We start from the raw sequence: 23,997 nt of genomic DNA, 5'->3' as shown, positions 1-23,997 counted from the left end.
ACGCGTTGCGAATCACTCTTAAACAGTTTGTTATAGCGCTACTCGGTTGACATACCCATTTGCTTTTTAAAAACATAAGTGTAGAGGTCAAATGCGATCTTGTAGCTAGTTTCACTAGTGGAAACTTTTTCTTCTGTAAATTGCTTTATCAGTGCTTTGGCTTGATTTTCATAATACTTTTGAGAATATTTATCCACTTGCTCATTTTCATCAACTTCTGCTTTCTTCATTAATGCATTGTATAAGTTAAAACGATCTGACTCATCAGAATTGCTATATACAAGGGATGTACTGCCGCGGATTCCATCATTTACAACTTCATTTACCACACGATAAACATAAAATGCTACAGCTGCATTTTCTGAACTATTCAGTGATTTTGTTAACTCTTGCAACTCCTTGTTCTTTTGACCAACATCAAGTTGAAGTTGTGCTAACAGCGCCTCTTTTGAGGTTATTTCTTCAAGCTTATTTTCAAGTTTAATTTCCAGATTAGATAATTTTCTCTCAGTACTATCTAGCTTGTACTGTGTCTCATTTAAACTGGACGATGTTCTTTCCAAGCTTTCAGTGCGTTTCTTAAGATCTACAGAGGTAGCACTTAGCTTCTCTTGCGTTGTTTGCAACTGGCTAAGAGCAACATTGCGCTCTCCCTCTAGATCTTTCACTTCGCTAGCTAATGTTTCTACCAAAGAGCTTTTTTCATTTAGTTCTTGTTGCTTATCGAAGACTGGTTTTACAGAAAATATATACGAATACGCCACAAAACCTAACATCAATGGAGCACATAGCTTATACACTCGATCGAGATATAAGTCTTTCTTATTACACAAATTCATTCTCCAAACATGAATATATCGCTGCGCTATAACGCCTAGCACAGCGGCTGGTAAAATTGGCGCTTAAATTGCGCGAGCAATTTGAGTGACACTTTTGACAGTCCGCTGCTGCTACTTGTTAAGCGATTTCACCTCAATTCTCGAGACTTCATGCCCTGAAAAGAAAGCGTAATCACCTAACCCTGCGGCCTCATTTATATTGTTTATAATTCTTTGAGTGCTCTCTATTGATTTTTGAGCATTTTCTAAAACAGTAAACTTTTCCCATTCCGATCTTTGAACAAAAGAGAAATCACCCTCAGATTTTTTTACTGGCTTTTTTAATTCAAGATCTTGAGTAATACCATGCGCCATAGTATCTCTGTATCTGATAAGTCGCCTTACTCTTTGACAATCACCTCGAGAGTAATCTGGCGACTCAATAGAAAGCTTTTCACACACTATTGAATACTTCTCAAGAATTGGTATTCGTGCATCTTTAGTCCAAAGATCAAAATGCTTAATTCCAATATGATTCAAATAAGCTTCAAATGAGAATGCACAAAGGGTTAATGCACTCATTATGCAATAGTAACCACCCTCAATGCCTGATTCTGCTTTATTGAGCATAGAGTCAGCACCAGACATAAGTTCAACATATGTCTTAACCTCTCTCCTGCTTTCTTTAACGATCTCGATGTTCATATTCGCTTAACGCCCAAAGCAGCGGCGCGCGTTAGTGCGTCCAGCCCGCAGGGCGATGCTGCCTTTGTTTGTTAGCTGATTATTCATGGAACTGCATGTGTTCCATGATTAAACTCCCGCAACCTTGAGTCTTCTTCATACCACTCAATATCAGTAATTTCTGGATCAGATTGCAGAAACTCATCTAATGAAATAAGAAAATTTCTATGTACATCATGGGGCAATGCGCGCTTTAGTAGCCGATCGATAAATGACGGCTTTAAATGCATTGAAATTTGCCAAATATTGCCCTCAACGTAACCGCAAGCACCTTCTAACTTAGCTTCAACAGGATCTCCTACAAATAGTAGGCAATAATAATCTTCATCAAGATAATCTAGATTAAACTCTTCGCGAAACCTTTCAACAAGCCAGCCCGCCAATTCAGTTGAAGGGAAAGGCTCACCATCATTTTGAGGAAGCTTAAATTTTTCTGTTCGGAATCTTACGTTTGTTCGCACGTGATCCTTTCCTTGATACAGCTAACGCTTGGTTCAGGTGCGCCGTAGGCGTCACCTGGAACCACTTGTTATGTTTCGTTGTGGAAGTAGTTTCTGAATCTCGTTTTCAAAGGACTCTTGGCTTTTTTGGTCTTGATTGTTTGAGACATCAGACAATTTTAGCTTTTCTAAAACGTTCATAACAGAGTTTATATTTTCTAGAAGTCGAGCTAGTATTTTAACTCTATCAACTCTATTCGGATCAGCTTTAGGCCAAGTAACACTGTATTTTCTTTCAGGCCAACGCCCATCACCATAAACATCTTCATAGTTAGCATTTTTAAGAATATTATTTTTAATATCTTGAACTGTACTCTTTGCCTCAAGAAGGTGAACTATGGCATCGGGATTAAAACCAATATTTTCCATGCAGGCACTATGCATGATGCTGTTCCAATTGAACTCCCCATTATAAAAGTCTGATTCAGACTTTAACAAATCAACTATCAAGTTCCTTATAGAGTTACAGTGCTCTGTGATGATGTAGTCAGATTTAATTGAATTGATATCAATGCCTGCTGTTGTATGAATATTGCAGAGTAAAACCTCAATAAAAACTTCAATATCATCAGACAATCTAAGAAGTGCTTCTGTTTTTTCATTTTTGTGGTAATTCTGACCTTCATGCGTAGTTTGAAAGGTTCTTTTTAACTCTGGAAGTCTAGTATGTATCCAGTTAGAAACTTCTTCAGCATCTCTTAATAATTGAGCGCTCATTTGACATAGCATGGATTCGTGTGTAATTGTTCTCAAACGCATCCATGTATTGAAAACAGTAGCTCTTTTAACAGCAAGCTCTTTGTTTTCTCTTTGCACTAATTTTCCTTCTAATTCATTGTGGTAGTATTCTACTACAGATTTAAAATCATAAACTGTGACTTTGTGAGAACTGCTATCTTCTTGCGCAAGAAGTGGTAAGAAATCACTTAAATCTCTTTCATCAACAGCTTTGATGTATTTCCCAGTTCCTTTGTCAACCAGCAAAGAACGAACAGACAAGTCTTGATTCATATTGCTTACAACTACTTCTAAAATTTTAATTATACATTGATGTTAAATGTATGCTAGAGAAACATAACATTTGCATAACGTGCCGGCTCGTTTATCACCTCAGACCAGTAAAAAGCGTGCCGGGGAATTTGTTTATTATTCTTCGGGTTAGTCGATTTTGTCCATATCAATTTACAAGCAAAGCGTGCCAGCACGCTTTGCGCTTTTTTATGGCCTGTTATCTGAAACCCAACATCAGATAATGTCATGATTTAAAACGGTTATTTAGTTGGTGTTCAGATGAAACCGTGCCATCGTATTCATGAAACCGTGCTCGCATTTCAGCCAAACACAATAACACTGTTCATACATACAGAAGAATTGTGGGTGTCCTCATTCTATAACATGGTGTCCTCATTCTTCGTTCTAAGGAAGGAGGTGATTTATGTATCGGCGAAGCAAAAAGTACCAAGAGCAGGTTACGAATTCAGTCTATGGGCGAGCCGAACGGGAACGAAAGCAGCATGGCTTATCCATTCTCCCCCTTCAGACACGCTTCCGATTATTCCGCACATCCTGTACTTCACCCTTCGGGACAGCTAAAGCCGTTCAAAAATGTTCCCGACATTTTTGTCGCGTGGCGGGCCAGAGGCCCTTCGGCTCCAGCTAAGCGACAGAAACTGTTCTGTCGCTTGTCTTTCAGACACGCTTCCGCCCCTGGATTTCGGATTCCAGCGTTCCTGTTGCTCCTTGGGGCACCCCTAAGGGTATGATTGTATGGAACAAGTGTTCCACTTAGTACGAACGTACCACAGCACTTTCCAATCGTCTGTAGGACTTTTGCTCTTTCTTACAAAAAGTTGCGTTTGCTCAACTAACTGCTTTTAGGGCTTCTTGCTTACCTTATTCCTCAAGGCTAATCGTCCTCTGAGGTGGGGGCTTCATCGCCGTAGCGCTTGGTTTTGATTGGCGGATTATTTTTGAAGGTCTGTAATGCAAACAGTGCCGAAGCTGCAACGGCAACGGCAACGGCAACGGCAACTGAAACGGCAACTGAAACGGCAACTGAAACGGAAAGTTACGACAATTTTAGGCATGTCCCCGGAAGTTGTCGGAGCGATACAAGGTAGCCATAGTGCAAGGGGCACAAAGGCGTTACAGCCAACCTAAAAGGCGCTGTCAGCGGGTAGAGCAGCTGAATTGAAACACCTGAGTTGGCAGAAAAAGGATCAAAAGAAAAGCTTTGAGTTTGTGCAAGCAGGCACAAAATGGAAATGATGGTCTCCCCACAGGGACTCGAACCCCGATCGGTCGCTTAGGAGGCGACTGCTCTATCCTGTTGAGCTATAGGGAGACCCGCTGATTATACTCGTTTTGCCTTTGATTAAAAGTCTTGATTTTTAACTGGTTAATTCTTGGGCGACTGGTTTTTTATCACCATGTCGCTGACCTGAATATTGTTCACTGTGCCGATGCCGGTTAACTCTGCGCGGGCACTGTTTTCGGTAACCTGGGCTATCTTGATGTTTGTGTTGCTGTTATTGCCGGTGGTGCGGTTGCTGTTAAAGCGGTCCGACAGGTTTTTGGCCAGCACGATAGACAGCTCGTCTCCCACCCGGATCCCATGGCGGCGGCCCAGATTGAGGATCAGGGTTTCGCCTTGTTTGGCCACTACCTGACCCAGCACCGGACGACACATAAGCGCATTGTCGAGTTCTTTGGCGGCCTGGGCGATGACTTTGTCGACACTGCGGCCATAGGCTGAGCGCCAGAAGCGGTCGCTTTCGGGGGCGACTATTTCGTTGCGGTCAAACTCCCAGGGCGCTGAGGCGGAAAAGCTTTGCCGCCAGATGATTTCGCCGCTTATGCCGTGAAACAGGGTCAGGGTGAGGGCGAATTGGCGCAGTGGGTCTTCACTCATCAGGCCAAAGTAGCTGCTTTGAGCCGGTTCGGTGGAGGCATCGGTGACTTCCGGGTACAGCACGTACTGGCTGTCGCTGGCATTGGCGAGGTAGCTTGGCAGGCGATAGCCCTGAATAGCGGCCTGGCGTGAGTCAATGGCCAGTCGCGAATTGGCCTGCAGATTGGCAAAGCCGGTGGCCGAAAAGTCATCCAGTTTGCCGGCAAGTTTAATCGACAGCGCTTTGCCGAGGCTGTTGAGTTGCCCCTGGGCCAATTGGCTGCGGTGGCTGATGGTGGTTTCCGGCACCAGAATACCCGCTTTGAGTGGTGAGGCCAGGCATTGCTCGGCCGGGTCGGCAAGCAGTTCGACCCGTAAATGGACCCGCAGGCGGTTGTTTTCAATCTGTTCGCTAAGAAGCTGCACCGGCCCTGTCATCATCGACTGATCCATCTGGAAGCTGCTACCGGTGAGGCGCCCCCCTTCGGAGGTTTGGTTGGCTTCAAAGCTGACACCGGATTGCAGGCTGGCGTAGCTGATGGCCTGTTCAATGGCTTCGCTGCGGGCCTTGCTGATGTCGCCATCGACAATAACGGCTTCGCCCTTGGCTTCAACCCAGTCGGCGTGCGCAGGCGCGGTGCAAAGCCCGAATGCCAGTCCAAGAAAAAGCAGAGTCGATTTGTAGGGTGCCATGTGCCAGTCCTGTTTGTGTAACGTGCCTTGGGCCATAGCCGCTCGGCGATTAACGGATAACAGCCGAAGTTAAGCAAAATCCGTGCCTTGGACGCTTGTGCCCGGTGCATTCGGGCGAAATTAAGGGGTAAAGTTTCTGCGCCCCGTGCCGATAGCTGTTTATCAAGGGATTGGCCTTCACGGCCTTTCTGGTAATTAGCCTTTAATTTCATGGGGTTGATTTATGTACGGGAAAACTGCCGTCGCGCTGGCCCTTATGCTGGCGCTGCAGCCTGCCATGGCGGCCACCAAAACGCCCCAGTCCATTGCTTATGGCGAAGAGGGCTATCCGCAGCGGGAGCAAGTCAATGTTCTGGCGCAAAAGATAGTCAACGAACTGCTGCTGACCAATGATGTGTTGAGTCCGACTCAGCCTATTGTGGTGACCACCCCCGTGAACGTGGACGACTTTAGCCGCACCGGCAGCTTTGCCCGCCAGTTGCAGCAGGGCATGATGGCCGCGCTGCACGCCCGTTACTACAACGTGGTAGACACCGGCATTGGTCAAACCCTGCGGGTGACCGACAAGGGTGACTTGCTACAAAGCCGCGACTGGCAAAGGCTGAGGGACGTGGCCGATACCCAGCATGTGCTGGTGGCCAGTTACAGCCTCGGCCGCGACGGCCTGACCATCAACAGCCGGATTGTGGATATCAGCAACAGCCGGGTGGTGGCCTCGTCACAGTCGTTCAGCCGCCCGGGCGATCTGCGTGGTTACCTGGCCTATTCTGAGCAGGTAGTAGCCAAAGATGGGCTGCTGTATCGCTACGAAGCCCCCGGAATGGATGCGGTTAGCCTGCTGGGAGAAGACAAATGAGACAAGTGGTACTGATGATGTTGGCCGCGTTTTTACTCGGCGCCTGCAGCAGCAATGACCGTTACGTGCAGTGGGAAACTGTGGCGCCGGAAACCTTTCCCAAGCTGACCGCCATAGGCTACGCGCCGCTGGAAACTCAGCCAGCCAAAACCCAGGCTGAAAAGGTACTGATGGCGATGCAGGCCTCCAAGCTTGCCGCTTATCGCGAGCTTGCCGAGCAGGTGTATGGTCAGAAAATCTCTGCCAGTTCCAGCGTCAATGATTGGGCGATGCAGAACGACAATATCAAGGCGTCGGTGTCCGGTGTTATCCGCGGCGCACGGGTCGTGAAAAGTTATCCGGTGGGTGAGCATTATGTCACTGAACTTGAACTGGATTTTGCCAAAGTATGGGCCGTATACCAGCAGCAAAACCGGCCGCAGCGGGTTAAAGAGATCACCTATTTTTAAGACCGTTTCAGGCTGCAAATCCAACGCCTGATACTCGATGGCATCCCAAACTTATACCGAAAAGCCCCGCATTGGCGGGGCTTTTTTACATAAATGGGTAGGGCATTTATGAGCAAGTGTTGGCCAGGGCTTGCGCTAGCCCGGACTTTTTTCTCCGTGTATTTGATTCCGGCGTGTTTGGCAAAAACACAGTCAGGGCGTTTTTTGAAGCGGAGCGGCTCAGTTGAAGTTTTAGTCGCAGGCTCAGGCTCAGAACCGGGCTTAGGTTCAGATTAAGCGTTAGAGGTTCAGGCTCAGATTCCGGAAACGCTCACACTTCGATGCTGTTACCGAGCGTAGAAATAGTGGAGGTTTTGCCCTTGTCGGTGTAGGTGAGGGAGCTTGCGTTACGGCTAACCTGCAGCGCCTGGGCCAGGCGGTTGATGCTGGCTTCGTTGTGTTCAATCAGCTGGGCATTGAGGTGATTGGCCTGCTTGCAGCGAAGCAGCGTGGCCTGGGCGGCTTCTACCTTGCCCACCAGGGCCTGATCTTCTGTCAGCAGCTGTTTGGCAGGATGCAGCGCCAGCGCGTCATCATTCTTTTTGAGTGCCAGCAGGGCGGCAGATTTTGCTTCGGCGAGGCGTAGCAGCTCACTGGCGTCCTGGGCTATCAGCGCGGTTTTTTCGGCGTCTATCAGGACAAGCAGCTCGTCTAGCAGGGATTGCTGGTGGTCGAGCAGGGAAGTGAGTTCATTCATGGGGAAACCTCAGGCCGTGTTTGCAAAAATTTGGCGAATACAGATTACAAATTTTAAATGCAAAAAGCCGGCCACTGTTGAGTGACCGGCCGCAACCCGATGCCAAAGAAGGCTTATGCGTCTTGGTCGAGATCCTGCATTTCTTTTTCGAAGCGAGCGATATTGGCAGCCAGCTTCTCAGGATCGATTTTGTAGCGGCCTTCAGCGATAGCCTGCTTGATTTCGGCCACTTTCTTCTGGTCGACTTCAGGCAGCGATGCCAGCTTGGACTGGACGCTTTGCAGTTGCTGGGCCTGACTGGTGATCACGACAGAGTCTGCTTTTTGCGGCACCTGAGCCTGCGCGGTTTGTGCGGCAGAAGCCTGGGCACTGCGGGCGCTGGTCAGTGGGCTTGCGGTGTTGCCGACACGGTTGGCGGCGGCATTATTTTTGGGTAATTCGATGGCCATCGGGGGCTCCAGTGTTACGGATTCGGGTTTCTTAGCACTCTTATCGGCCGTAGCCAGCAAAGCTTTAGGGTATTTTACATTTTGACTTCCACTTCGCCAACGCCGATGACAGTAGCTTCCAACACCTTGTTTGAGTTGGTGTTTCTGATGCGAATTCGATCACCTTCGTTACCATCCGCCAGGGCTTCGCCCAAGGTTTTTATCTCAAAGCTGGCAGTTTTTGCATAAATCGATACCGCATCGCCTTTGCAGACAAAACACAGATTGGCGGCAAAAATCGGCGAGTCCTGTGCAATTCGGCGTTTGACCCGGGTGCCCAGCAACTGACTGGTATCGGCAAACTGCTGGCCACGCAGCACGGTTTTATCAACATAGCGCACTTCAACGGCGGCTTCATCGAGCAAATCGCCACTGGTCAGCGGCCGTTTGGCCACCACCACGGGAAAGAGGATTTCGGCTCTTACCGAGAGAAACATTTGCCAGGGGTAGTCGAGATCCGGGCTGGTACAGCTGATGCGTACAGTATTGTTGCGGGAGATAGGCCTGTCGCTGGCCAGGCGCGCACTGACGGGCCCCTCACAGCGGGGCAGGTTGACCCGACTGTCGAGGCTTTGGGCCTGGATGCTTATCCTGGCTCCGGCCGGGGCGTCAATTTTTTTGGCAACCGCCTCTTCAGCCGCCGCAGCGATGGCCGATAAGTTGGGTTGTTGTGGGATCTGTGTAGCCGATGCCCCGGTTACCCATAAAAGGCTTGCCAAAATTTGTGCTAACTTTACTTTCATAATGAACAGACTAGCGTGTCACGCCAGAATACACCTATACTTTCTGTCAGGGCCGGACCACCTTTGTACAAGCTTGCTGGCATGGCTGTCAGAAGATTGACGAAGTTGGGGCACAGGTTGTCGGTGACAATTCGAAAGCAAGTTACATGCCTATGCTCCACGGAGCCCGGGGCGCCATTCAATCAAGACAACTAAGGCGAAGTTATGTCGAGCATTCTTGAGTCAGTCAACAAGCGTACCCAACTGGTGGGACAAAACCGCCTGGAGTTGCTGCTGTTCAAATTGAACGGGCGTCAGCGTTTCGGGATCAACGTGTTCAAGGTAAAAGAAGTCCTGCAGTGCCCCCCTTTGACCGGTCTGCCCAAACTCAATCCTTATGTGCGGGGCGTTGCCCACATCCGTGGCTCCACCATTTCGGTTATCGACTTAAGCGCGGCAACCGGTGGCCGCCCCATTGAGAATACCCAAAACTGCTTCATTATTATTTCTGAGTACAACCGCAGTGTGCAGGGCTTTTTGGTGAGCTCGGTCGAGCGCATCATCAACATGAATTGGGAAGCCATTATGCCGCCACCACAGGGGGCTGGGCGCTATTCCTACCTGACTGCGGTGACCGAGATCGAAGGCGAGCTGGTTGAAATTCTCGATGTGGAAAAAATCCTCGATGAAATCAGTCCGGTGAAGACCGCGATTTCTGAAGATGTGGACGCCAAGCTTACCATCGACCGCGAGCAGCACTTTCACATTATGGTCATTGATGACTCTGCGGTGGCCCGCAAGCAAATCATCCGAGCGCTCACGTCGCTGGAGCTGCAAATCGATACCGCCAAAGACGGCCGCGAAGCGCTCGATAAGCTTAAAACCATCGCCAGTGAAGTGAGCAATGTGGCCGACGAAATTCCGCTGATCATCTCGGATATCGAGATGCCCGAGATGGATGGCTACACCCTGACGGCAGAAATTCGTGACGATCCCAAGCTCAAAGACATCAAGGTGATTTTGCACACCTCCCTCAGCGGTGTGTTCAACCAGGCCATGGTGCAAAAGGTGGGCGCAAACGACTTTATCGCCAAGTTCAACCCGGACGAATTGGCCGCGGCGGTGAACAAACACCTGAGCTTGTAACTGTGATGGCATTCCCCTTGGGTGGGGTTATACTCCACCAAGGGAGCTTGTGTTCCCGTGGGTGATAATGTATAAAGCAGCGCTTGTTTTTGGGGAATAAAATCAGAAGGTTAATGAGATGTTGCGTTAATCTTCTCCACTAGGTGCAGGATGGGATACGGTGTCGGACAAATCACTGGCTGAAGCGGAATATAATCAATTCAGGTTGTTCCTTGAACAACACAGCGGCATAGTGCTTGGCGAAAACAAGCAGTATCTGGTCCGCAGCCGCCTGGCGCCTCTGATGGGCAAATACAACCTGCCATCCCTGTCTGAAGTGGTTAAGCATTCAATGAAACCCACCGAGCGGCAATTGCGTGCCGAGGTGATTGATGCCATGACCACCAACGAGACCCTCTGGTTTCGTGATAAGTACCCCTTCGAATTGCTCGGCAATACCCTGTTGCCCGAATACGCCCGTCTCGGCCGGCCATTGAAAATCTGGTCTGCCGCCTGCTCCTCCGGGCAAGAGCCCTATTCGCTGGCAATGACCATCCTCGAGTTTCAGCAAAAGCGTCCGGGCGGACTGCCGGGGAGTGCCAGCATTCAGGCAACCGACTTGTCGCCTTCGATGCTGGAGCGCTGCAAACAGGCCGAATACGACAGCCTGGCGCTGGGGCGGGGTCTGTCTGATGAGCGCAAGCGCAGCTTTTTTGACGCCTTGCCCAACGGCAATATGCGGGTGAAAGACAACGTACGCCGCATGGTGAGCTTCCGCGCTCACAATCTGCTGGAAAGCTATACCTTGCTCGGTAAGTTCGACATCATCTTTTGCCGTAACGTGCTTATCTATTTTGCCCCTGAGGCAAAGGCAAAAATCCTGCGGCAATTTGCTGCCGCCCTGAATCCCAAGGGCATCCTGTTTCTGGGGGCTTCCGAGTCGATTGCCGGTTTGACCGATGAATTTGACATGGTGCGCTGTAACCCAGGTATCTACTATCAGAAAAAGACCTGATGCAGTAACAATAAGATTTTAAAAAGAAAATCGACCTTTGATGCGTCGGTTTTTTTATGCCTGCAGCATAGTCTATGGCGTTATCCAATATTTGGCACATGAATTGCTTTTGTTTTGCCATTCAGGCGTAGGAGGCAATTTTATGGCGATCAGTTTTGATAAGGCTCTTGGGGTGCATCAGTACACCCTCGGGATCCGCGCAGAGCGGGCAGAAGTGCTGTCGAGCAACATCGCCAACGCCGATACGCCCCATTACAAAGCCAGAGACGTCAATTTCGCCGATGCCCTTGCCGCCGCACGCAGCCAGCAACGCAGCATGCAAATGGCCCAAACCAGCGAAGGCCACTTTGACTTGCAAGCATTGAGCCGCCAGCACGTCCAGTACCGTGTACCCAACCAGCCTGATACCGGGGATGGCAACACAGTGGACATCCAGCAGGAGCAGGCCGCCTTTATGCAAAACGCCATCGAATACCAAATGTCACTGGGCTTCCTTGAAGGCAAGTTCAATGGCATGAAAAAGGCCCTCAAAGGAGATTAATCATGAGCTTATTCAATATCTTCAATGTGTCGGGCTCGGGGATGACTGCACAGTCGGTTCGCCTCAACACCACCGCCAGTAACATCGCTAATGCCGATTCAGTGTCCAGCAGTGTCGATAAGACTTACAAAGCGCGGCATCCGGTGTTTGAAGCCGAGCTTGCCAAGGCCAGTCAGCAGCAACAGGTGTCCCGCGGCGTGAATGTCAAAGGCATTGTTGAGAGCGATAAGCCGCTGCAAAAGGAATACAACCCCGATCATCCCATGGCCGATGCCGATGGCTTTATTTACAAACCCAATGTGAACGTGATGGAAGAAATGGCTGACATGATTTCTGCCTCCCGTTCGTACCAGATGAATGCCCAGGTGGCAGAGGCGGCCAAAAGCATGCTGATGCAAACCCTGAGAATGGGCAAATAATCCGGTGGCGCTAAGGAGGTAAGCCGTGAGTTTTCTTAACTCTATTAATCAGGCAGCGGCGGCACAGTCTACCCAGAGCACCGGCAACCCGTTTTTGGACGGCGTTCGGCTTCAAAGTAAAGAAGCGGTACCCGAGGCCAAAAAGCAGGAGCTGACCCAGGAAGACTTTTTTGCGCTCTTGTCGCAGCAGTTGTCGATGCAGGACCCGTTTAAGCCGGTGGAAAACGACCAGATGATTGCTCAGATGGCGTCATTCTCAACCGTGGATGGTATCGCCAAGCTGAACGACCACATTGTGAATCTCAATACCGTGATGACCTCAAGCCAGGCGCTGCAGGCATCCGGGCTGGTAGGGCAGAAGGTGCTTATCCCATCGTCTACCGGCCATGTGTCCAGTGAAGATCCAACCGTGAAAGGCGTGATAAGTACGCCATCCAAGATAGACAGCATCACGGTGCGAATTGAGGACTCCAAGGGCCAGCTGGTCACCACCTACACGGTGGATGGCAGCGAAGGCGGCAATATCGATGTGAACTGGGATGGACTGGATGCCGAAGGCAAGCCCGTTCCAGAAGGAAACTACACCATCAAGGCCAGTGGCAAGGTCGATGGCAAGGCAGAGGAATTGCCTGTTTCAACCTATGCCCATGTGTCCAGCGTGTCACTGGGAACCGCGGCAACCGGCGCTATCTTGAATTTACGTGGCGTTGGTGGGATCAAACTATCGGATGTTCTGGCGGTAGCTGAAGGCTGAACCAGAATCAGGGGATTAGAGAGGTAACTGACTTATGTCTTTCAATATCGCACTCAGCGGCATCGCAGCCGCCCAGAAAGATCTGAACACCACGGCCAACAACATCGCCAACGTGAACACCACGGGCTTTAAAGAGTCCCGTGCCGAGTTTGCCGATGTGTATGCGGCATCCATTTTCGCCAACAGCAAAACCCAGGTGGGTGGCGGTGTGACCACGACGCAGGTGGCGCAGCAATTCCACCAGGGCAGCTTGCAGTTCACCAGTAACGCACTGGATATGGCTATCAGCGGCGGCGGCTTCTTTGTCACCTCTGCGGACCCATCCGCACGCGACTACAGCTTTACCCGTGCCGGCGCCTTTAAGGTCGACAGCAACAATTACCTGGTGGATTCCTCCGGTAACTTCCTGCAAACCTTCCCGGTGGACAAGTTTGGTAACTCAACCTCGGTGAGCTTGACCACCACCCGTCCGGTGCAAATTCCTGACACCGCAGGGAGTCCGGTCATGTCTGAGAACGTGGGTATTGCCATGAACCTGAACGCCGGTGAGAAGACCAAGGATCCTGCCGCGTTCGATCCGGATGACCCAACCACCTTCAACAACTCGACCTCATCGACCATTTACGACTCCCTCGGTGAGCCCCACATTCTGACCACCTACTTTGTGCGTCCGAACGATGGCGCCTACACAGGTGAGAACAACTGGGTGGCTTACTATGCACTCGACGGCCAGCCGGTGAATCTTGGCGCTGGCGCAGGTTCCTACCAGGTCGATACCAACGGCGATGGTACCCCCGATGGTACTGCCAATGCCCAAACCACGGGCGGCTGGACAGGTGCAGTACTGACCTTCAACAGCACAGGTACCTTCACCGGCACCAACCCGGCCATTATCACCACAGAGCCGCTGGGTATTGGTGGCGCCGGGATCCTCGGTCCGGGTGCCGATGGCAACCAGACTATTACCATTAACTTTGCCAATCCGACCCAGTATGCATCGGCTTTCGAAGTGACCGAGCTGACCCAGGACGGTACCACTGTGGGTCGCCTGACCAACGTGGAAGTAGGTGAGGATGGTTTGATTAAAGCCGCGTACAGCAACGGCAGCACTGTGCCATTGGGCCGTGTTGCGCTGGTGCGCTTCCCCAACGAGCAGGGCCTGACCCAGGTAGGGAATACCTCCTGGAAAGAAAGCCTGGCATCGGGTACTGCTCTGGCCGGTGAGGCCAACAGTGGCACTTTTGGTTCCATTCGCTCAGCGGCGCTGGAGCAATCCAACGTGGATTTGACCACCGAACTGGTTGACCTGATTTCAGCCCAGCGCAACTTCCAGGCCAATAGCCGGACCCTGGAAGTGAACAACACCCTGCAGCAAACCATTCTGCAGATCCGCTAAGCCAAATCCCCCTTTATTGCCGCCTTCGGGCGGCAATTTTTTGCCTGTGTTTTACCTGTCTGCAAGCCCTGCTTCTTTTATTCCCGCCAATTCAAACGCTTAGTGGCCAATTTCTTGGCACGTAGTTTGCTTTTAAGCCGTTATGCTAATTCTTTGACGGAGCCCAGCGTGGACAAGTTTCTTTATATCGCCATGAGCGGTGCCAAGCAAAACCTCAATTCGCTGGCGGTGCGGGCCAATAACCTGGCCAACGCCAACACCGACGGTTTCAAGGCCGATTTGGAACAGTCCCGTGCCATGCAGGCCTTCGGTGAAGGCTTGCCAACCCGGGTGTTTTCCATGACAGAAAACCCGCAGGCAAGCTTCCGTCACGGTCCAATTAACGCGACCGCCCGGGATCTGGATGTTGCCGTGAAAGGTGATGGCTGGATAGCCGTGGAAGATGCTGACGGCAATGAGGCTTACACCCGTGCCGGCAGCCTGAAATTTGACGAAACCGGCCTGCTGACCAACTCACAGGGACGACCTGTGATGGGTGATGCCGGCCCCATAGTGCTGCCGCTGCCCATCGACAAGGTGGAGATTGCCCAGGATGGCACCATTACCGTCCGGCCACAGGGCGCTACCGCCGAAGTGGTAGAAGAGGTGGCCCGTATCAAGCTGGTTAATCCCGGCAATCAAAACCTGATGCGCGGTGAAGATGGTCTGTTCCGTCTGATGGATGGCACCACTGCGCCGCTCGATGAAGCGGTGGCGCTTGAGAGCCGCGCCGTGGAAGGCAGCAACGTTAACCCCGTCGAAGAGATGGTGGCCCTGATTGATATCCAGCGGCAATTTGAGCTGCAGGTAAAAATGATGAAAACCGCAGAAGAAAACGATAAGGCTTCTGCTCAACTCGTACGCATTGGCTAAGGAGACAGGATTATGCATCCCGCATTATGGATCAGTAAAACTGGCTTAGATGCACAGCAAACGGATATCGCCGTGATATCCAACAACGTCGCCAACGCCAGTACCGTCGGCTACAAAAAAAGCCGCGCCGTGTTCGAAGATTTGCTTTACCAAACCGTGAACCAGGCCGGTGGTATCAGCGCCTCCAACACCAAGCTGCCCAATGGTCTGAACATTGGCGCCGGTACCAAGGTGGTGGCCACCCAGAAAATGTTTACCCAGGGCAACATGCTCACTACAGACAATGCACTGGATCTGATGATTGAAGGTCCGGGCTTTTTCGAAGTGCAACTGCCCGATGGCACCACTGCCTACACCCGTAACGGTCAGTTCTCTTTGGATGACACCGGCCAGATTGTGACCCCAGGCTCAGGCTATGTGCTGCAACCTGCCATCACCATTCCGGACAACGCCACCAGTATTACCGTATCGGCAGAAGGTGAAGTGTCGGTGAAAACCCCTGGCGCCGCCGAAAATCAGGTGGTTGGCCAGCTGACTATTTCAGACTTTATCAATCCGTCCGGCCTCGACCCGATTGGGCAGAACCTGTATCTGGAAACCGGTGCCAGCGGCACACCCATTCAGGGGACTGCTTCGTTGGATGGCCTGGGTGCCATTCGTCAGGGGGCGCTTGAAACCTCCAACGTGAACGTGACCGAGGAACTGGTCAATCTTATCGAAAGCCAACGCATCTACGAGATGAACTCCAAGGTTATCTCTGCTGTGGATCAGATGCTGGCTTACGTGAACCAGAATCTGTAAGGAGTCTTGGCCATGTTTAGGACCTTGCTGCTTGGCGCTGCGTTGGTACTGGCCGGTTGTGCCAGCACCGACAAAAAGCCCATCCCCGATGACCCCTATTTCGCCCCTGTCTATCCCGAAGAGGCGCCGGTGGCTCTGGAGCCAACGGGTTCCATCTTCATGGACTCTCAGGCGGCAAGCCTCTACACGGACATTCGTGCTCACCGGGTGGGTGACATCATCACTGTGGTGCTGACCGAATCGACCCAGGCAAGTAAAAGTGCCAACAACGAGATTAAAAAGGGCTCGGACTTAACCCTCGACCCCATCACCGCCATGGGCGGCCCTATAACCATCAAGGGCAGCCCGATAGACCTTGGCTACAAGGACAGCATGAACACCAAGCGTGAGGCCGATGCCGATCAGAGCAACAGCCTCAAGGGCAATATCTCGGCCCATGTGCTGCAGGTGCTGGCCAACGGCAATCTGGTTATTCGCGGTGAAAAATGGATAAGCATCAACAATGGCGATGAGTTTATCCGCGTCACCGGGGTTATCCGTCCCCAGGACATTACCCCGGACAACACCATTCAATCGACCCGGGTGGCCAACGCGCGTATCCAGTACAGCGGCACCGGCACCTTTGCCAACTCCCAGAACGTCGGATGGCTCAGTCAGTTCTTCCTGAGCGACTGGTGGCCCTTCTAAGGAGCAGTATCATGAAGATTAGACTTCTGTTGGCGGTGGCCCTGATGGCCATGGTGGTTCCGGCCAAGGCCGAACGTATCAAAGACATAGCCGCAGTGCAGGGTGTGCGCAGCAACCAACTGATTGGTTATGGTCTGGTGGTGGGTCTGCCGGGCACAGGTGAAAAGGCAAGCTATACCGAGCAAACCTTTACCACCATGCTGAAAAATTTCGGTATCAACCTGCCATCCAACGTTAAACCCAAAATCAAGAACGTAGCGGTAGTGGCGGTGCATGCCGACATGCCACCCTTTATCAAGCCTGGCCAGACCCTGGATGTGACTGTCTCCAGCATAGGTGAAGCCAAGAGCCTGCGTGGCGGCACCCTGCTGCAAACCTTCCTTAAAGGGGTGGATGGCAACATTTATGCGATTGCCCAGGGCAGCATGGTCGTAAGTGGTTTCAGCGCCGAGGGACTGGACGGCTCCAAGGTTATCCAGAACACCCCCACAGTGGGCCGTATTCCCAACGGTGCCCTGGTTGAACGTGCTGTGCCATCGGCCTTTGCCAACGGCGATTTTCTGACATTCAACCTGCACCGGGCGGACTTTTCCACCGCCAAGCGCATGGCCGATGCCATTAATGATTTGCTTGGTCCGGATATGGCACGTGCCCTGGATGCGGCGTCTATTCAGGTGTATGCCCCGCGGGATGCCTCGCAGCGGGTTTCCTTCCTGGCGACCCTTGAGAACATCGAAGTGGAGCCTGCGGATGAGTCGGCCAAGATAATCGTTAACTCCCGCACCGGCACTATTGTGGTGGGGCAGAACGTCAAGTTGCTGCCGGCCGCGGTGACTCACGGTGGCCTGACCGTCACCATCGCCGAGAATCAACAGGTTTCTCAGCCCAATGCGCTGGCTGGCGGCGATACCGTGGTGACCGAGCAGAGCACCATCGATGTGGCGCAGGACAACCGCCGGATGTTCCTCTTTAACCCCGGCACCAGCCTGGATGAGTTGGTTCGTGCGGTCAATATGGTGGGTGCGGCCCCTTCGGACGTGCTGGCCATCCTCGAGGCGCTAAAGATGGCAGGCGCCTTGCATGGTGAGCTTATCGTTATCTGATTTTTGTCGGAAAATTGGCAAACCACCATGGAAAAGCTGTCAAACGCATCCCATTTCCTCGACATCGGCGGCCTGGACAAATTACGTGCCCAGGCCAAGGCCGATGACAAGGCGGCACTGAAAGAAGTCGCCAAGCAATTCGAGGGCATCTTCGTGCAGATGCTGATGAAAAGCATGCGCGATGCCAATGCGGTATTCCAGTCCGACAGCCCCTTCAACAGTCAGTACACCAAGTTTTACGAGGAAATGCGCGATCAGCAGATGGCGGTCGATATGTCACAAAAGGGCATATTGGGACTGGCCGATCTGATGGTGCAGCAGCTGTCGCCCAAGGACAGCCCCATTACGCCGGCCTCGATACTGGGCGGCGACAAACGCTTCGCCATGGGGGACGCCCCCATGATGCTGCGCCGCGAAACGGCTGAAAATGCAGGCGATACACATGATTTGGCCAGGGCCGGGGCGGCAACCGAAAAGGATGCAGGGCGGCAAGCGCTTGCCACCGCTGTGCCCCTCGATGCCGCCTTGGTGGGGTTCCACGAAGCACCACAGTTTAACAATGCCGCAGTGGCTGCTTTCGATGATTTGGTTGCCGGCCGCGCCACTGCCTCTGAGCAGCTTGCCAGAGAGCGTGACAATGTCCGCTTCAACGACCGTAAAGAGTTTATCCGTACCCTGATGCCTCTGGCCGAAGCCGCCGCCAAGCGCTTGGGTACTCAGCCGGAAGTGCTGATTGCCCAGTCGGCACTGGAAACCGGTTGGGGCCAAAAGCTTATTCGTCGCCCCGATGGCAGCAGCGGCAACAACCTATTCAACATCAAGGCTGACAAGCGTTGGCAAGGTGAGAAAGCGGCGGTGAACACCCTCGAATTTGAGCAGGGTGTGGCCGTGAAGCAGCGTGCCGACTTCCGGGTTTACGACACCCTGGAGCAAAGTTTCGGCGACTTTGTCGAGTTTCTTAAGCGCGGCGAGCGCTACAGCGAGGCCCTGAGTCAGGCCGCCAGACCCGCCGCCTTTGTGCAGGGCCTGCAGAATGCGGGCTACGCCACCGACCCCCAATATGCCGATAAGGTGATGAGGGTAATGCAGGCGGTGAGTTCTGAACTCAAAGCCATGGCCCTTGGCAACTAACCCTGAGAGGCGCAGATAACCATGAGCATTGATTTATTAAATATCGCCCGAACCGGGGTGCTGGCATCTCAGGCCCAGCTTGGGGTAACCAGTAACAACATTGCCAACGTGAATACCGAGGGCTACAACCGTCAGGTCGCGACCCAGGCAACTCACTTATCCCAGCGCTCCGGTAACAGCTTTTATGGCACGGGTACCTATGTCTCGAGCGTAAAGCGGGTGTACAACGAGTACGCTGCCCGCGAGCTGCGCATCGGTCAGACCGCCAAGGGCGCTGCTGAAGTCACCCACACCAAGATGAGTGAACTGGACCAGCTGTTCTCACAGATTGGCAAAGCCGTGCCTCAGTCGCTGAACGACCTTTTCTCCAACATCAACAGCCTGGCGGACTTGCCCGGCGATTTGGGGATCCGCGGTGGGGTATTGAGCTCAGCATCGCAAATGGCCAGCGCTATCAATGAGATGCAGCGTCAGCTCGAAGGGCAAATGAAACAGACCCACGAGCAAATTGAAGCCATCACAACCCGTATCAATGAAATCAGTACCGAGCTTGCCAATATCAACCGCGAGCTGATGAAAACCATGGGCGAGGACATGCAACTGCTGGACAAGCAGGATGCGCTGATCATGGAGCTGAGCCAGTACGCCCAGGTGAATGTGATCCCGCTGGAAAATGGTGCCAAGAGCATTATGCTTGGCGGCGCCGTGATGCTGGTGTCATCCGAAGTGGCCATGAGTATGGGAACGGCCAAGGGCGACCCATACTCGGATGAGCTGAGGCTCACTGCCACGTCCGGCTCCTCTACGCTGGTGGTGGACCCGTCCAAGCTGGGCGGCCAGCTGTCGGCACTGTTTGAATTTCGCGATAAAACCCTGATCCCGGCTGAAAATGAGCTGGGACAATTGGCACTTGGGATCACCAATGCCTTCAATGAGGCACAAAAAGCCGGTTTCGACATGAACGGCGAGATTGGCGGCGACCTGTTTTTGGATATTAACGACCCTCTGATTGCCCAGAGCCGGGTAGGGTCTTACTCCACCAACACAGGTACGGCGGCGCTGAGCGTCAACGTAGATGATGTGGGCGCGCTGTCCGGCAGTGCCTATGAGCTTAAATACACCGCCCCCGGCACCTACGAGCTGACCGATACCCTCACAGGTGTGGTGACACCTCTGACCTTAAGCGGCACCACCCTGACTGGTGGCGATGGCTTCTCCATCAATATTGATGCCGGTGCATTGGCCGACGGCGACCGCTTTCAGATAAGGCCCACTTCAGGCGCTGCAGCGCAGATGTCGGTGGTGATGACAGACCCGAAAGGCATTGCCGCCGCCGCGCCCAAGGTGAGCGCCGATGCGGCCAACTCCGGCAATACCTCGGTTAAAGTCACCAGCATCGATAACCGCGCCGCGGCCAACTTCCCGGTCACCGGCAGCGAGCTGACCTTCAGCATCAACACAGGCGCCAATACCTATGATGTGATCGACGCCAGCGGCGCTGTGATTGCCACCGGCGTGGCTTACACGCCGCCTTCAATCAGTGCCTACGGTTTTACCTTTGAAGTGACCTCAAGCGGCGCCGCCACCGACAGCTTTACCTTCGATTTAAGCTACGCCGAAGGTGACAACAACAACGCTCTGGCCATGGCCGAAATGGCCGACGACAAGCTGATGAACGGCGGTAAGTCGACCCTGATTGACGTGTTTGAAAATACCAAGCAGGACATAGGCTCGCGCACCAAGGCCGCCGAGGTGCGGGTGGGTTCGGCTGAGGCAATTTATCAGCAGGCTTACAGTCGGGTGCAGGAAGTGTCCGGGGTGAACCTGGATGAAGAAGCCGCCAACCTGCTGCGTTTTCAACAGTCGTATCAGGCATCGGCCCGGATCATGACCACCGCCCAACAGATATTTGACACCCTGTTCGCCTCGGTGCGTTAAGAGGATTGAGTGATGCGTATTTCTACCTCGCAAATGTTCACCCAGAACACCAACAACATTCTGCAAAAGCAGACTGATACCGCGAAACTGCTGGAACAGCTGTCCAGCGGCAAGAAGGTGAATACCTCTGGCGACGATCCTGTGGCGGCGCTGGGGATTGACAACCTTAACCAGCAGCAGGCGCTGGTGGATCAGTTTTTAAAGAATATCGATTACGCCAAAAACCACCTGGGCATTACCGAGAGCAAACTCGGCAGCGCCGAGGAGTTGGTCATGGGGTTGCGTGAACAGATCCTGCGTGGCGTCAACGGCGGACTTTCGCCAACAGAGCGGCAAATGATTGCCGATGAGATGCGCGGCAGCCTCGAAGAACTGCTGAACATTGCCAATACCCGCGATGAATCCGGCAATTACATGTTTGCTGGTTACAAAACCGACACGCCACCTTTTGCCTTCGATAACGCCGGCAATATGGTCTACAGCGGCGATTCCGGCGTACGTGATGCCATGATTTCCCGCGGCATTTCCATGGGCACCAATATTCCGGGCGATCTGGCCTTTATGAAGGTGCCAAATGGGCTTGGTGATTATGCCGTCAATTATTTGTCGACCCAGGTGGGTGAGTTCAAGGTGCAGAGTGCGGCTATCGCCAATCCTGCCACCCACGTGGAAGACACCTATACCTTTAATTTTATTGATAATGGCGCTGGCGGCGTGAACCTGGAAGTGCGCGATAGCGCCAGTGCGCTGGTGACCACCGTCAATAACTTCGACGCCAGCAATCCCGTGAGCTTCAACGGCATTGAGGTGAAGCTTGAGGGCACGCCTGCTGCTGGCGACAGCTTCAGCATGGCGCCACAGGCCGAAGTCAATATTTTCGAGACTATTAACAAGGCTATCGCCCTTATTGAGGACGATACCCGCATGAATTCCCCTGCGGGCATAGCCGAGTTGGCACAACTTTTGAATAACACTGATAGCGGATTGAATCAGCTCAGCACCGCCAGAAGCGTGGCAGGCAACAGTCTCAAGAGCCTTGAGAGTTACGCCGGACGACACGCCGAAGAGCAGGTCGTCAATACCTCGGCGCTGTCACTGCTGGAAGATCTGGATTACGCGTCCGCGATTACGGAGTTTGAGAAGCAACAGCTTGCCCTGAATGCCGTATCGAACGTGTTTAGCAGAGTGGGTTCTGTGTCGCTGTTTGACTATCTGTAACAGATGCACTGCCACTCACTGGAAGCAACTTTGTTAACTAAATTAGCCAAGCTCCAAGCCTTGGCGGTAACACTAGGAAGAGGAACTCAACATGGCTATTACTGTTAATACCAATGTGACCTCCATGAAGGCCCAGAAGAACCTGAACATGTCCAGTGGTCAGTTGGCGACTTCTATGGAGCGTCTGTCATCCGGTCTGCGCATCAACAGCGCGAAAGACGATGCGGCCGGTCTGGCGATTTCTAACCGCCTGAACAGCCAGGTGCGTGGTCTGGAAGTGGGCATGCGTAATGCCAACGACGGTATCTCCATCGCCCAGATTGCTGAAGGTGCGATGCAGGAACAGACCAACATGCTGCAGCGTATGCGTGACCTGTCTATCCAGGCGGAAAACGGCGCCAACAGCACCGACGACCTGCAGGCTCTGCAGGATGAAATCAACCAGCTGATTTCTGAAATCACCGCAATTGGTAACTCTACCGCCTTTGGTAACACCAAGCTGATGACCGGTGACTTCTCTGCCGGTAAGAAATTCCAGGTAGGTCACCAGGAAGGCGAAGACGTTACCATTACAGTAAAAGAGAACAACTCCGCTTCTCTGTCTGTTAACTCCATTACGGTTATGACCTCTGCAGGCCGTGACTCGTCTCTGGCACGTATCGATACCGCCATCAAGACCATCGATACCCAGCGCGCAGCCCTCGGTGCGGTGCAAAACCGTCTGGCCCACAACATCAGCAACAGTGCCAACACCCAGGCCAACGTTGCCGATGCAAAGAGCCGTATCGTGGACGTGGACTTCGCCAAAGAAACCTCAGCCATGACCAAGAACCAGGTACTGCAACAAACCGGTTCCGCGATGTTGGCTCAGGCAAACCAGTTGCCACAGGTTGCCCTGTCTCTGCTGGGTTAATAACGACAGGCATCAGAATGCGACGATGCCTGCCAGGCGGCAAAAAATTGCCGCAGGTCAGGCTAGTCGCGCTGTTTTTTTCGACAGCAAAATGTTGACTAAAAAAGAAAAATAAAAAATCTGCAGAATTTTTCAAAAAAGCCCTAAAGGATAAAAAGACACTGCCGCTAAATATACTGTAACGAGTATGACCGCCTGGCTGCACAAGACAGGCTAGTCTTAAGCCAGGTAACCAAGAGGATTCGATCATGGCTATTACAGTAAACACCAACGTCACTTCAATGAAGGCACAAAAGAACCTGACTTTGTCTAACCGTGATCTGGCAACCTCCATGGAGCGTCTGTCCTCAGGTCTGCGGATCAACAGTGCCAAAGACGACGCGGCAGGTCTCGCCATCTCCAACCGCCTGAACAGCCAGGTTCGTGGTTTGGAAGTGGGTATGCGCAACGCCAACGACGCTATCTCTATCGCCCAGATCTCTGAAGGTGCGATGCAAGAGCAAACCAACATGTTGCAGCGTATGCGTGACCTGGCTATCCAATCTGAAAACGGTGCCAACAGCTCAGCTGACCTGCAGGCCCTGAAAGATGAGATGGACCAGCTGGCTACCGAAATTACCGCTATCGGTAACACCACAGCTTTCGGTAACACCAAGCTGATGACCGGTACTTTCTCTGCCGGTAAGAAATTCCAGGTAGGTCACCAGGATGGCGAAGACGTCACCATTACTGTGAAGAAGAACGATGCTACCACTCTGTCTGTGAATGCGCTGACTGTACTGACCTCTGCCGGTCGTAACTCAGCTCTGGGCAAGATTGACGCGGCTATCAAGAACATCGATACCCAGCGCGCTTCCCTCGGTGCTATCCAGAACCGTCTGGCTCACAACATCAGCAACAGTGCCAACACCCAGGCTAACGTTGCCGACGCCAAGAGCCGTATCGTGGATGTGGACTTCGCCAAAGAAACCTCAGCCATGACCAAGAGCCAGGTACTGCAGCAGACCGGTTCTGCGATGCTGGCCCAGGCCAACCAACTGCCTCAGATTGCCCTGTCTCTGCTGTAATAACAGGCACTTGACGAGGAGGCGGGGGAGGTTCGGAAACGGATCTCCCTTTGCCGTATCTGAGGCGCTTCCCGACACGTC

At 52.4% G+C, this 23,997-nt stretch carries 25 protein-coding genes and 1 tRNA gene; 17 read left to right on the top strand and 9 right to left on the bottom strand.

Annotated features, from left to right (window positions below; genetic code table 11):
* Nucleotides 1-38 precede the first annotated feature (38 nt).
* The 6 genes from STH12_RS10420 to STH12_RS10395 form a co-directional block, all read right to left on the bottom strand.
* Entirely contained in the window at nucleotides 39-776 is a 738-nt protein-coding gene (locus STH12_RS10420; protein WP_126167487.1) for a hypothetical protein, read from the bottom strand.
* Nucleotides 777-950: 174 nt separating this feature from the next.
* On the bottom strand, nucleotides 951-1,523 hold the full coding sequence (locus tag STH12_RS10415; RefSeq protein WP_126167486.1) for a class II aldolase/adducin head domain-containing protein: 573 nt from the start codon (nucleotides 1,521-1,523) through the stop codon (nucleotides 951-953).
* A gap of 83 nt (nucleotides 1,524-1,606) precedes the next feature.
* Nucleotides 1,607-2,023, bottom strand: a complete 417-nt coding sequence (locus STH12_RS10410; RefSeq protein WP_126167485.1) for a hypothetical protein — start codon at nucleotides 2,021-2,023, stop codon at nucleotides 1,607-1,609.
* 51 nt (nucleotides 2,024-2,074) lie between these two features.
* The gene (locus tag STH12_RS10405; protein WP_126167484.1) at nucleotides 2,075-3,073 is read right to left on the bottom strand and encodes a hypothetical protein; all 999 of its coding nucleotides are present in this window, start codon (nucleotides 3,071-3,073) and stop codon (nucleotides 2,075-2,077) included.
* A 1,257-nt stretch (nucleotides 3,074-4,330) separates the two neighbouring features.
* Nucleotides 4,331-4,406: transfer RNA gene (locus tag STH12_RS10400), tRNA-Arg, on the bottom strand.
* 54 nt (nucleotides 4,407-4,460) lie between these two features.
* Complete coding sequence (locus STH12_RS10395) at nucleotides 4,461-5,645, bottom strand: flagellar assembly protein FlgT (protein WP_164551181.1); 1,185 nt, start codon at nucleotides 5,643-5,645, stop codon at nucleotides 4,461-4,463.
* A 223-nt stretch (nucleotides 5,646-5,868) separates the two neighbouring features.
* On the opposite strand from STH12_RS10395, the gene STH12_RS10390 reads away from it, so the two are divergent.
* Both STH12_RS10390 and STH12_RS10385 read left to right on the top strand, forming a co-directional pair.
* Nucleotides 5,869-6,501, top strand: a complete 633-nt coding sequence (locus STH12_RS10390; protein WP_126167482.1) for a FlgO family outer membrane protein — start codon at nucleotides 5,869-5,871, stop codon at nucleotides 6,499-6,501.
* On the top strand, nucleotides 6,498-6,950 hold the full coding sequence (locus STH12_RS10385) for an LPP20 family lipoprotein (protein ID WP_126167481.1): 453 nt from the start codon (nucleotides 6,498-6,500) through the stop codon (nucleotides 6,948-6,950). Before STH12_RS10390 ends, STH12_RS10385 begins: the two co-directional genes overlap by 4 nt.
* 310 nt (nucleotides 6,951-7,260) lie before the next feature.
* Here STH12_RS10385 and STH12_RS10380 read toward each other — a convergent pair whose 3' ends face one another.
* From STH12_RS10380 to flgA, 3 genes are all read right to left on the bottom strand, one after another.
* Nucleotides 7,261-7,686, bottom strand: a complete 426-nt coding sequence (locus STH12_RS10380) for a flagella synthesis protein FlgN (RefSeq protein WP_126167480.1) — start codon at nucleotides 7,684-7,686, stop codon at nucleotides 7,261-7,263.
* Nucleotides 7,687-7,799: 113 nt separating this feature from the next.
* Nucleotides 7,800-8,135 carry a flagellar biosynthesis anti-sigma factor FlgM gene (gene flgM / locus STH12_RS10375; protein WP_126167479.1) on the bottom strand — a complete coding sequence of 112 codons (336 nt, stop codon included), beginning with the start codon at nucleotides 8,133-8,135 and terminating at the stop codon, nucleotides 7,800-7,802.
* Between the two features lie 74 nt (nucleotides 8,136-8,209).
* On the bottom strand, nucleotides 8,210-8,917 hold the full coding sequence (gene flgA, locus STH12_RS10370) for a flagellar basal body P-ring formation chaperone FlgA (protein ID WP_126167478.1): 708 nt from the start codon (nucleotides 8,915-8,917) through the stop codon (nucleotides 8,210-8,212).
* 204 nt (nucleotides 8,918-9,121) lie between these two features.
* On the opposite strand from flgA, the gene STH12_RS10365 reads away from it, so the two are divergent.
* The 15 genes from STH12_RS10365 (at nucleotide 9,122) to STH12_RS10295 (ending at nucleotide 23,916) form a co-directional block, all read left to right on the top strand.
* Nucleotides 9,122-10,042, top strand: a complete 921-nt coding sequence (locus tag STH12_RS10365; protein ID WP_126167477.1) for a chemotaxis protein CheV — start codon at nucleotides 9,122-9,124, stop codon at nucleotides 10,040-10,042.
* A gap of 160 nt (nucleotides 10,043-10,202) precedes the next feature.
* The gene (locus STH12_RS10360; RefSeq protein ID WP_126167476.1) at nucleotides 10,203-11,036 is read left to right on the top strand and encodes a CheR family methyltransferase; all 834 of its coding nucleotides are present in this window, start codon (nucleotides 10,203-10,205) and stop codon (nucleotides 11,034-11,036) included.
* A gap of 142 nt (nucleotides 11,037-11,178) precedes the next feature.
* Nucleotides 11,179-11,577: a flagellar basal body rod protein FlgB gene (flgB, locus tag STH12_RS10355; protein ID WP_126167475.1), complete on the top strand. Its 399-nt coding sequence runs from the start codon at nucleotides 11,179-11,181 to the stop codon at nucleotides 11,575-11,577.
* A gap of 2 nt (nucleotides 11,578-11,579) precedes the next feature.
* On the top strand, nucleotides 11,580-11,996 hold the full coding sequence (gene flgC / locus STH12_RS10350; protein ID WP_126167474.1) for a flagellar basal body rod protein FlgC: 417 nt from the start codon (nucleotides 11,580-11,582) through the stop codon (nucleotides 11,994-11,996).
* Between the two features lie 25 nt (nucleotides 11,997-12,021).
* Nucleotides 12,022-12,750, top strand: coding sequence for a flagellar hook assembly protein FlgD (gene flgD / locus STH12_RS10345; protein ID WP_126167473.1), 729 nt, complete (start codon nucleotides 12,022-12,024; stop codon nucleotides 12,748-12,750).
* A gap of 34 nt (nucleotides 12,751-12,784) precedes the next feature.
* Entirely contained in the window at nucleotides 12,785-14,146 is a 1,362-nt protein-coding gene (gene flgE, locus STH12_RS10340) for a flagellar hook protein FlgE (protein WP_126167472.1), read from the top strand.
* A gap of 168 nt (nucleotides 14,147-14,314) precedes the next feature.
* The gene (flgF, locus tag STH12_RS10335) at nucleotides 14,315-15,058 is read left to right on the top strand and encodes a flagellar basal-body rod protein FlgF (protein WP_126167471.1); all 744 of its coding nucleotides are present in this window, start codon (nucleotides 14,315-14,317) and stop codon (nucleotides 15,056-15,058) included.
* A 12-nt stretch (nucleotides 15,059-15,070) separates the two neighbouring features.
* On the top strand, nucleotides 15,071-15,859 hold the full coding sequence (gene flgG / locus STH12_RS10330; RefSeq protein WP_126167470.1) for a flagellar basal-body rod protein FlgG: 789 nt from the start codon (nucleotides 15,071-15,073) through the stop codon (nucleotides 15,857-15,859).
* A gap of 12 nt (nucleotides 15,860-15,871) precedes the next feature.
* On the top strand, nucleotides 15,872-16,546 hold the full coding sequence (gene flgH, locus STH12_RS10325) for a flagellar basal body L-ring protein FlgH (RefSeq protein WP_126167469.1): 675 nt from the start codon (nucleotides 15,872-15,874) through the stop codon (nucleotides 16,544-16,546).
* 11 nt (nucleotides 16,547-16,557) lie between these two features.
* Complete coding sequence (locus STH12_RS10320) at nucleotides 16,558-17,649, top strand: flagellar basal body P-ring protein FlgI (protein WP_126167468.1); 1,092 nt, start codon at nucleotides 16,558-16,560, stop codon at nucleotides 17,647-17,649.
* 27 nt (nucleotides 17,650-17,676) lie between these two features.
* Nucleotides 17,677-18,780 carry a flagellar assembly peptidoglycan hydrolase FlgJ gene (gene flgJ, locus STH12_RS10315; protein ID WP_126167467.1) on the top strand — a complete coding sequence of 368 codons (1,104 nt, stop codon included), beginning with the start codon at nucleotides 17,677-17,679 and terminating at the stop codon, nucleotides 18,778-18,780.
* Nucleotides 18,781-18,801: 21 nt separating this feature from the next.
* Complete coding sequence (flgK, locus tag STH12_RS10310) at nucleotides 18,802-20,718, top strand: flagellar hook-associated protein FlgK (protein WP_126167466.1); 1,917 nt, start codon at nucleotides 18,802-18,804, stop codon at nucleotides 20,716-20,718.
* 12 nt (nucleotides 20,719-20,730) lie between these two features.
* Nucleotides 20,731-21,936, top strand: a complete 1,206-nt coding sequence (flgL, locus tag STH12_RS10305) for a flagellar hook-associated protein FlgL (protein ID WP_126167465.1) — start codon at nucleotides 20,731-20,733, stop codon at nucleotides 21,934-21,936.
* A gap of 91 nt (nucleotides 21,937-22,027) precedes the next feature.
* The gene (locus tag STH12_RS10300) at nucleotides 22,028-22,849 is read left to right on the top strand and encodes a flagellin N-terminal helical domain-containing protein (protein ID WP_126167464.1); all 822 of its coding nucleotides are present in this window, start codon (nucleotides 22,028-22,030) and stop codon (nucleotides 22,847-22,849) included.
* A 248-nt stretch (nucleotides 22,850-23,097) separates the two neighbouring features.
* Nucleotides 23,098-23,916, top strand: coding sequence for a flagellin N-terminal helical domain-containing protein (locus STH12_RS10295; RefSeq protein WP_126167463.1), 819 nt, complete (start codon nucleotides 23,098-23,100; stop codon nucleotides 23,914-23,916).
* The last annotated feature ends 81 nt before the right edge of the window (nucleotides 23,917-23,997 follow it).

The sequence above is a fragment of the Shewanella khirikhana genome (genome assembly GCF_003957745.1).
Lineage (GTDB): Bacteria > Pseudomonadota > Gammaproteobacteria > Enterobacterales > Shewanellaceae > Shewanella > Shewanella khirikhana.
Note: the sequence above shows the minus strand (reverse complement) of the source record. Positions and strands in the feature narration are given on the sequence as shown.

Bases quoted from the DNA above. Each gene is read 5' to 3' on its own strand.
- STH12_RS10420 (WP_126167487.1), bottom strand. From the start codon at position 776: ATGTTAGGTTTTGTGGCGTATTCGTATATATTTTCTGTAAAACCAGTC.
- STH12_RS10415 (WP_126167486.1), bottom strand. From the start codon at position 1,523: ATGAACATCGAGATCGTTAAAGAAAGCAGGAGAGAGGTTAAGACATAT.
- STH12_RS10405 (WP_126167484.1), bottom strand. From the start codon at position 3,073: ATGAATCAAGACTTGTCTGTTCGTTCTTTGCTGGTTGACAAAGGAACT.
- STH12_RS10395 (WP_164551181.1), bottom strand. From the start codon at position 5,645: ATGGCACCCTACAAATCGACTCTGCTTTTTCTTGGACTGGCATTCGGG.
- STH12_RS10390 (WP_126167482.1), top strand. From the start codon at position 5,869: ATGTACGGGAAAACTGCCGTCGCGCTGGCCCTTATGCTGGCGCTGCAG.
- STH12_RS10385 (WP_126167481.1), top strand. From the start codon at position 6,498: ATGAGACAAGTGGTACTGATGATGTTGGCCGCGTTTTTACTCGGCGCC.
- STH12_RS10380 (WP_126167480.1), bottom strand. From the start codon at position 7,686: ATGAATGAACTCACTTCCCTGCTCGACCACCAGCAATCCCTGCTAGAC.
- flgM (WP_126167479.1), bottom strand. From the start codon at position 8,135: ATGGCCATCGAATTACCCAAAAATAATGCCGCCGCCAACCGTGTCGGC.
- flgA (WP_126167478.1), bottom strand. From the start codon at position 8,917: ATGAAAGTAAAGTTAGCACAAATTTTGGCAAGCCTTTTATGGGTAACC.
- STH12_RS10365 (WP_126167477.1), top strand. From the start codon at position 9,122: ATGTCGAGCATTCTTGAGTCAGTCAACAAGCGTACCCAACTGGTGGGA.
- flgB (WP_126167475.1), top strand. From the start codon at position 11,179: ATGGCGATCAGTTTTGATAAGGCTCTTGGGGTGCATCAGTACACCCTC.
- flgC (WP_126167474.1), top strand. From the start codon at position 11,580: ATGAGCTTATTCAATATCTTCAATGTGTCGGGCTCGGGGATGACTGCA.
- flgE (WP_126167472.1), top strand. From the start codon at position 12,785: ATGTCTTTCAATATCGCACTCAGCGGCATCGCAGCCGCCCAGAAAGAT.
- flgG (WP_126167470.1), top strand. From the start codon at position 15,071: ATGCATCCCGCATTATGGATCAGTAAAACTGGCTTAGATGCACAGCAA.
- flgH (WP_126167469.1), top strand. From the start codon at position 15,872: ATGTTTAGGACCTTGCTGCTTGGCGCTGCGTTGGTACTGGCCGGTTGT.
- STH12_RS10320 (WP_126167468.1), top strand. From the start codon at position 16,558: ATGAAGATTAGACTTCTGTTGGCGGTGGCCCTGATGGCCATGGTGGTT.
- flgJ (WP_126167467.1), top strand. From the start codon at position 17,677: ATGGAAAAGCTGTCAAACGCATCCCATTTCCTCGACATCGGCGGCCTG.
- flgK (WP_126167466.1), top strand. From the start codon at position 18,802: ATGAGCATTGATTTATTAAATATCGCCCGAACCGGGGTGCTGGCATCT.
- flgL (WP_126167465.1), top strand. From the start codon at position 20,731: ATGCGTATTTCTACCTCGCAAATGTTCACCCAGAACACCAACAACATT.
- STH12_RS10300 (WP_126167464.1), top strand. From the start codon at position 22,028: ATGGCTATTACTGTTAATACCAATGTGACCTCCATGAAGGCCCAGAAG.
- STH12_RS10295 (WP_126167463.1), top strand. From the start codon at position 23,098: ATGGCTATTACAGTAAACACCAACGTCACTTCAATGAAGGCACAAAAG.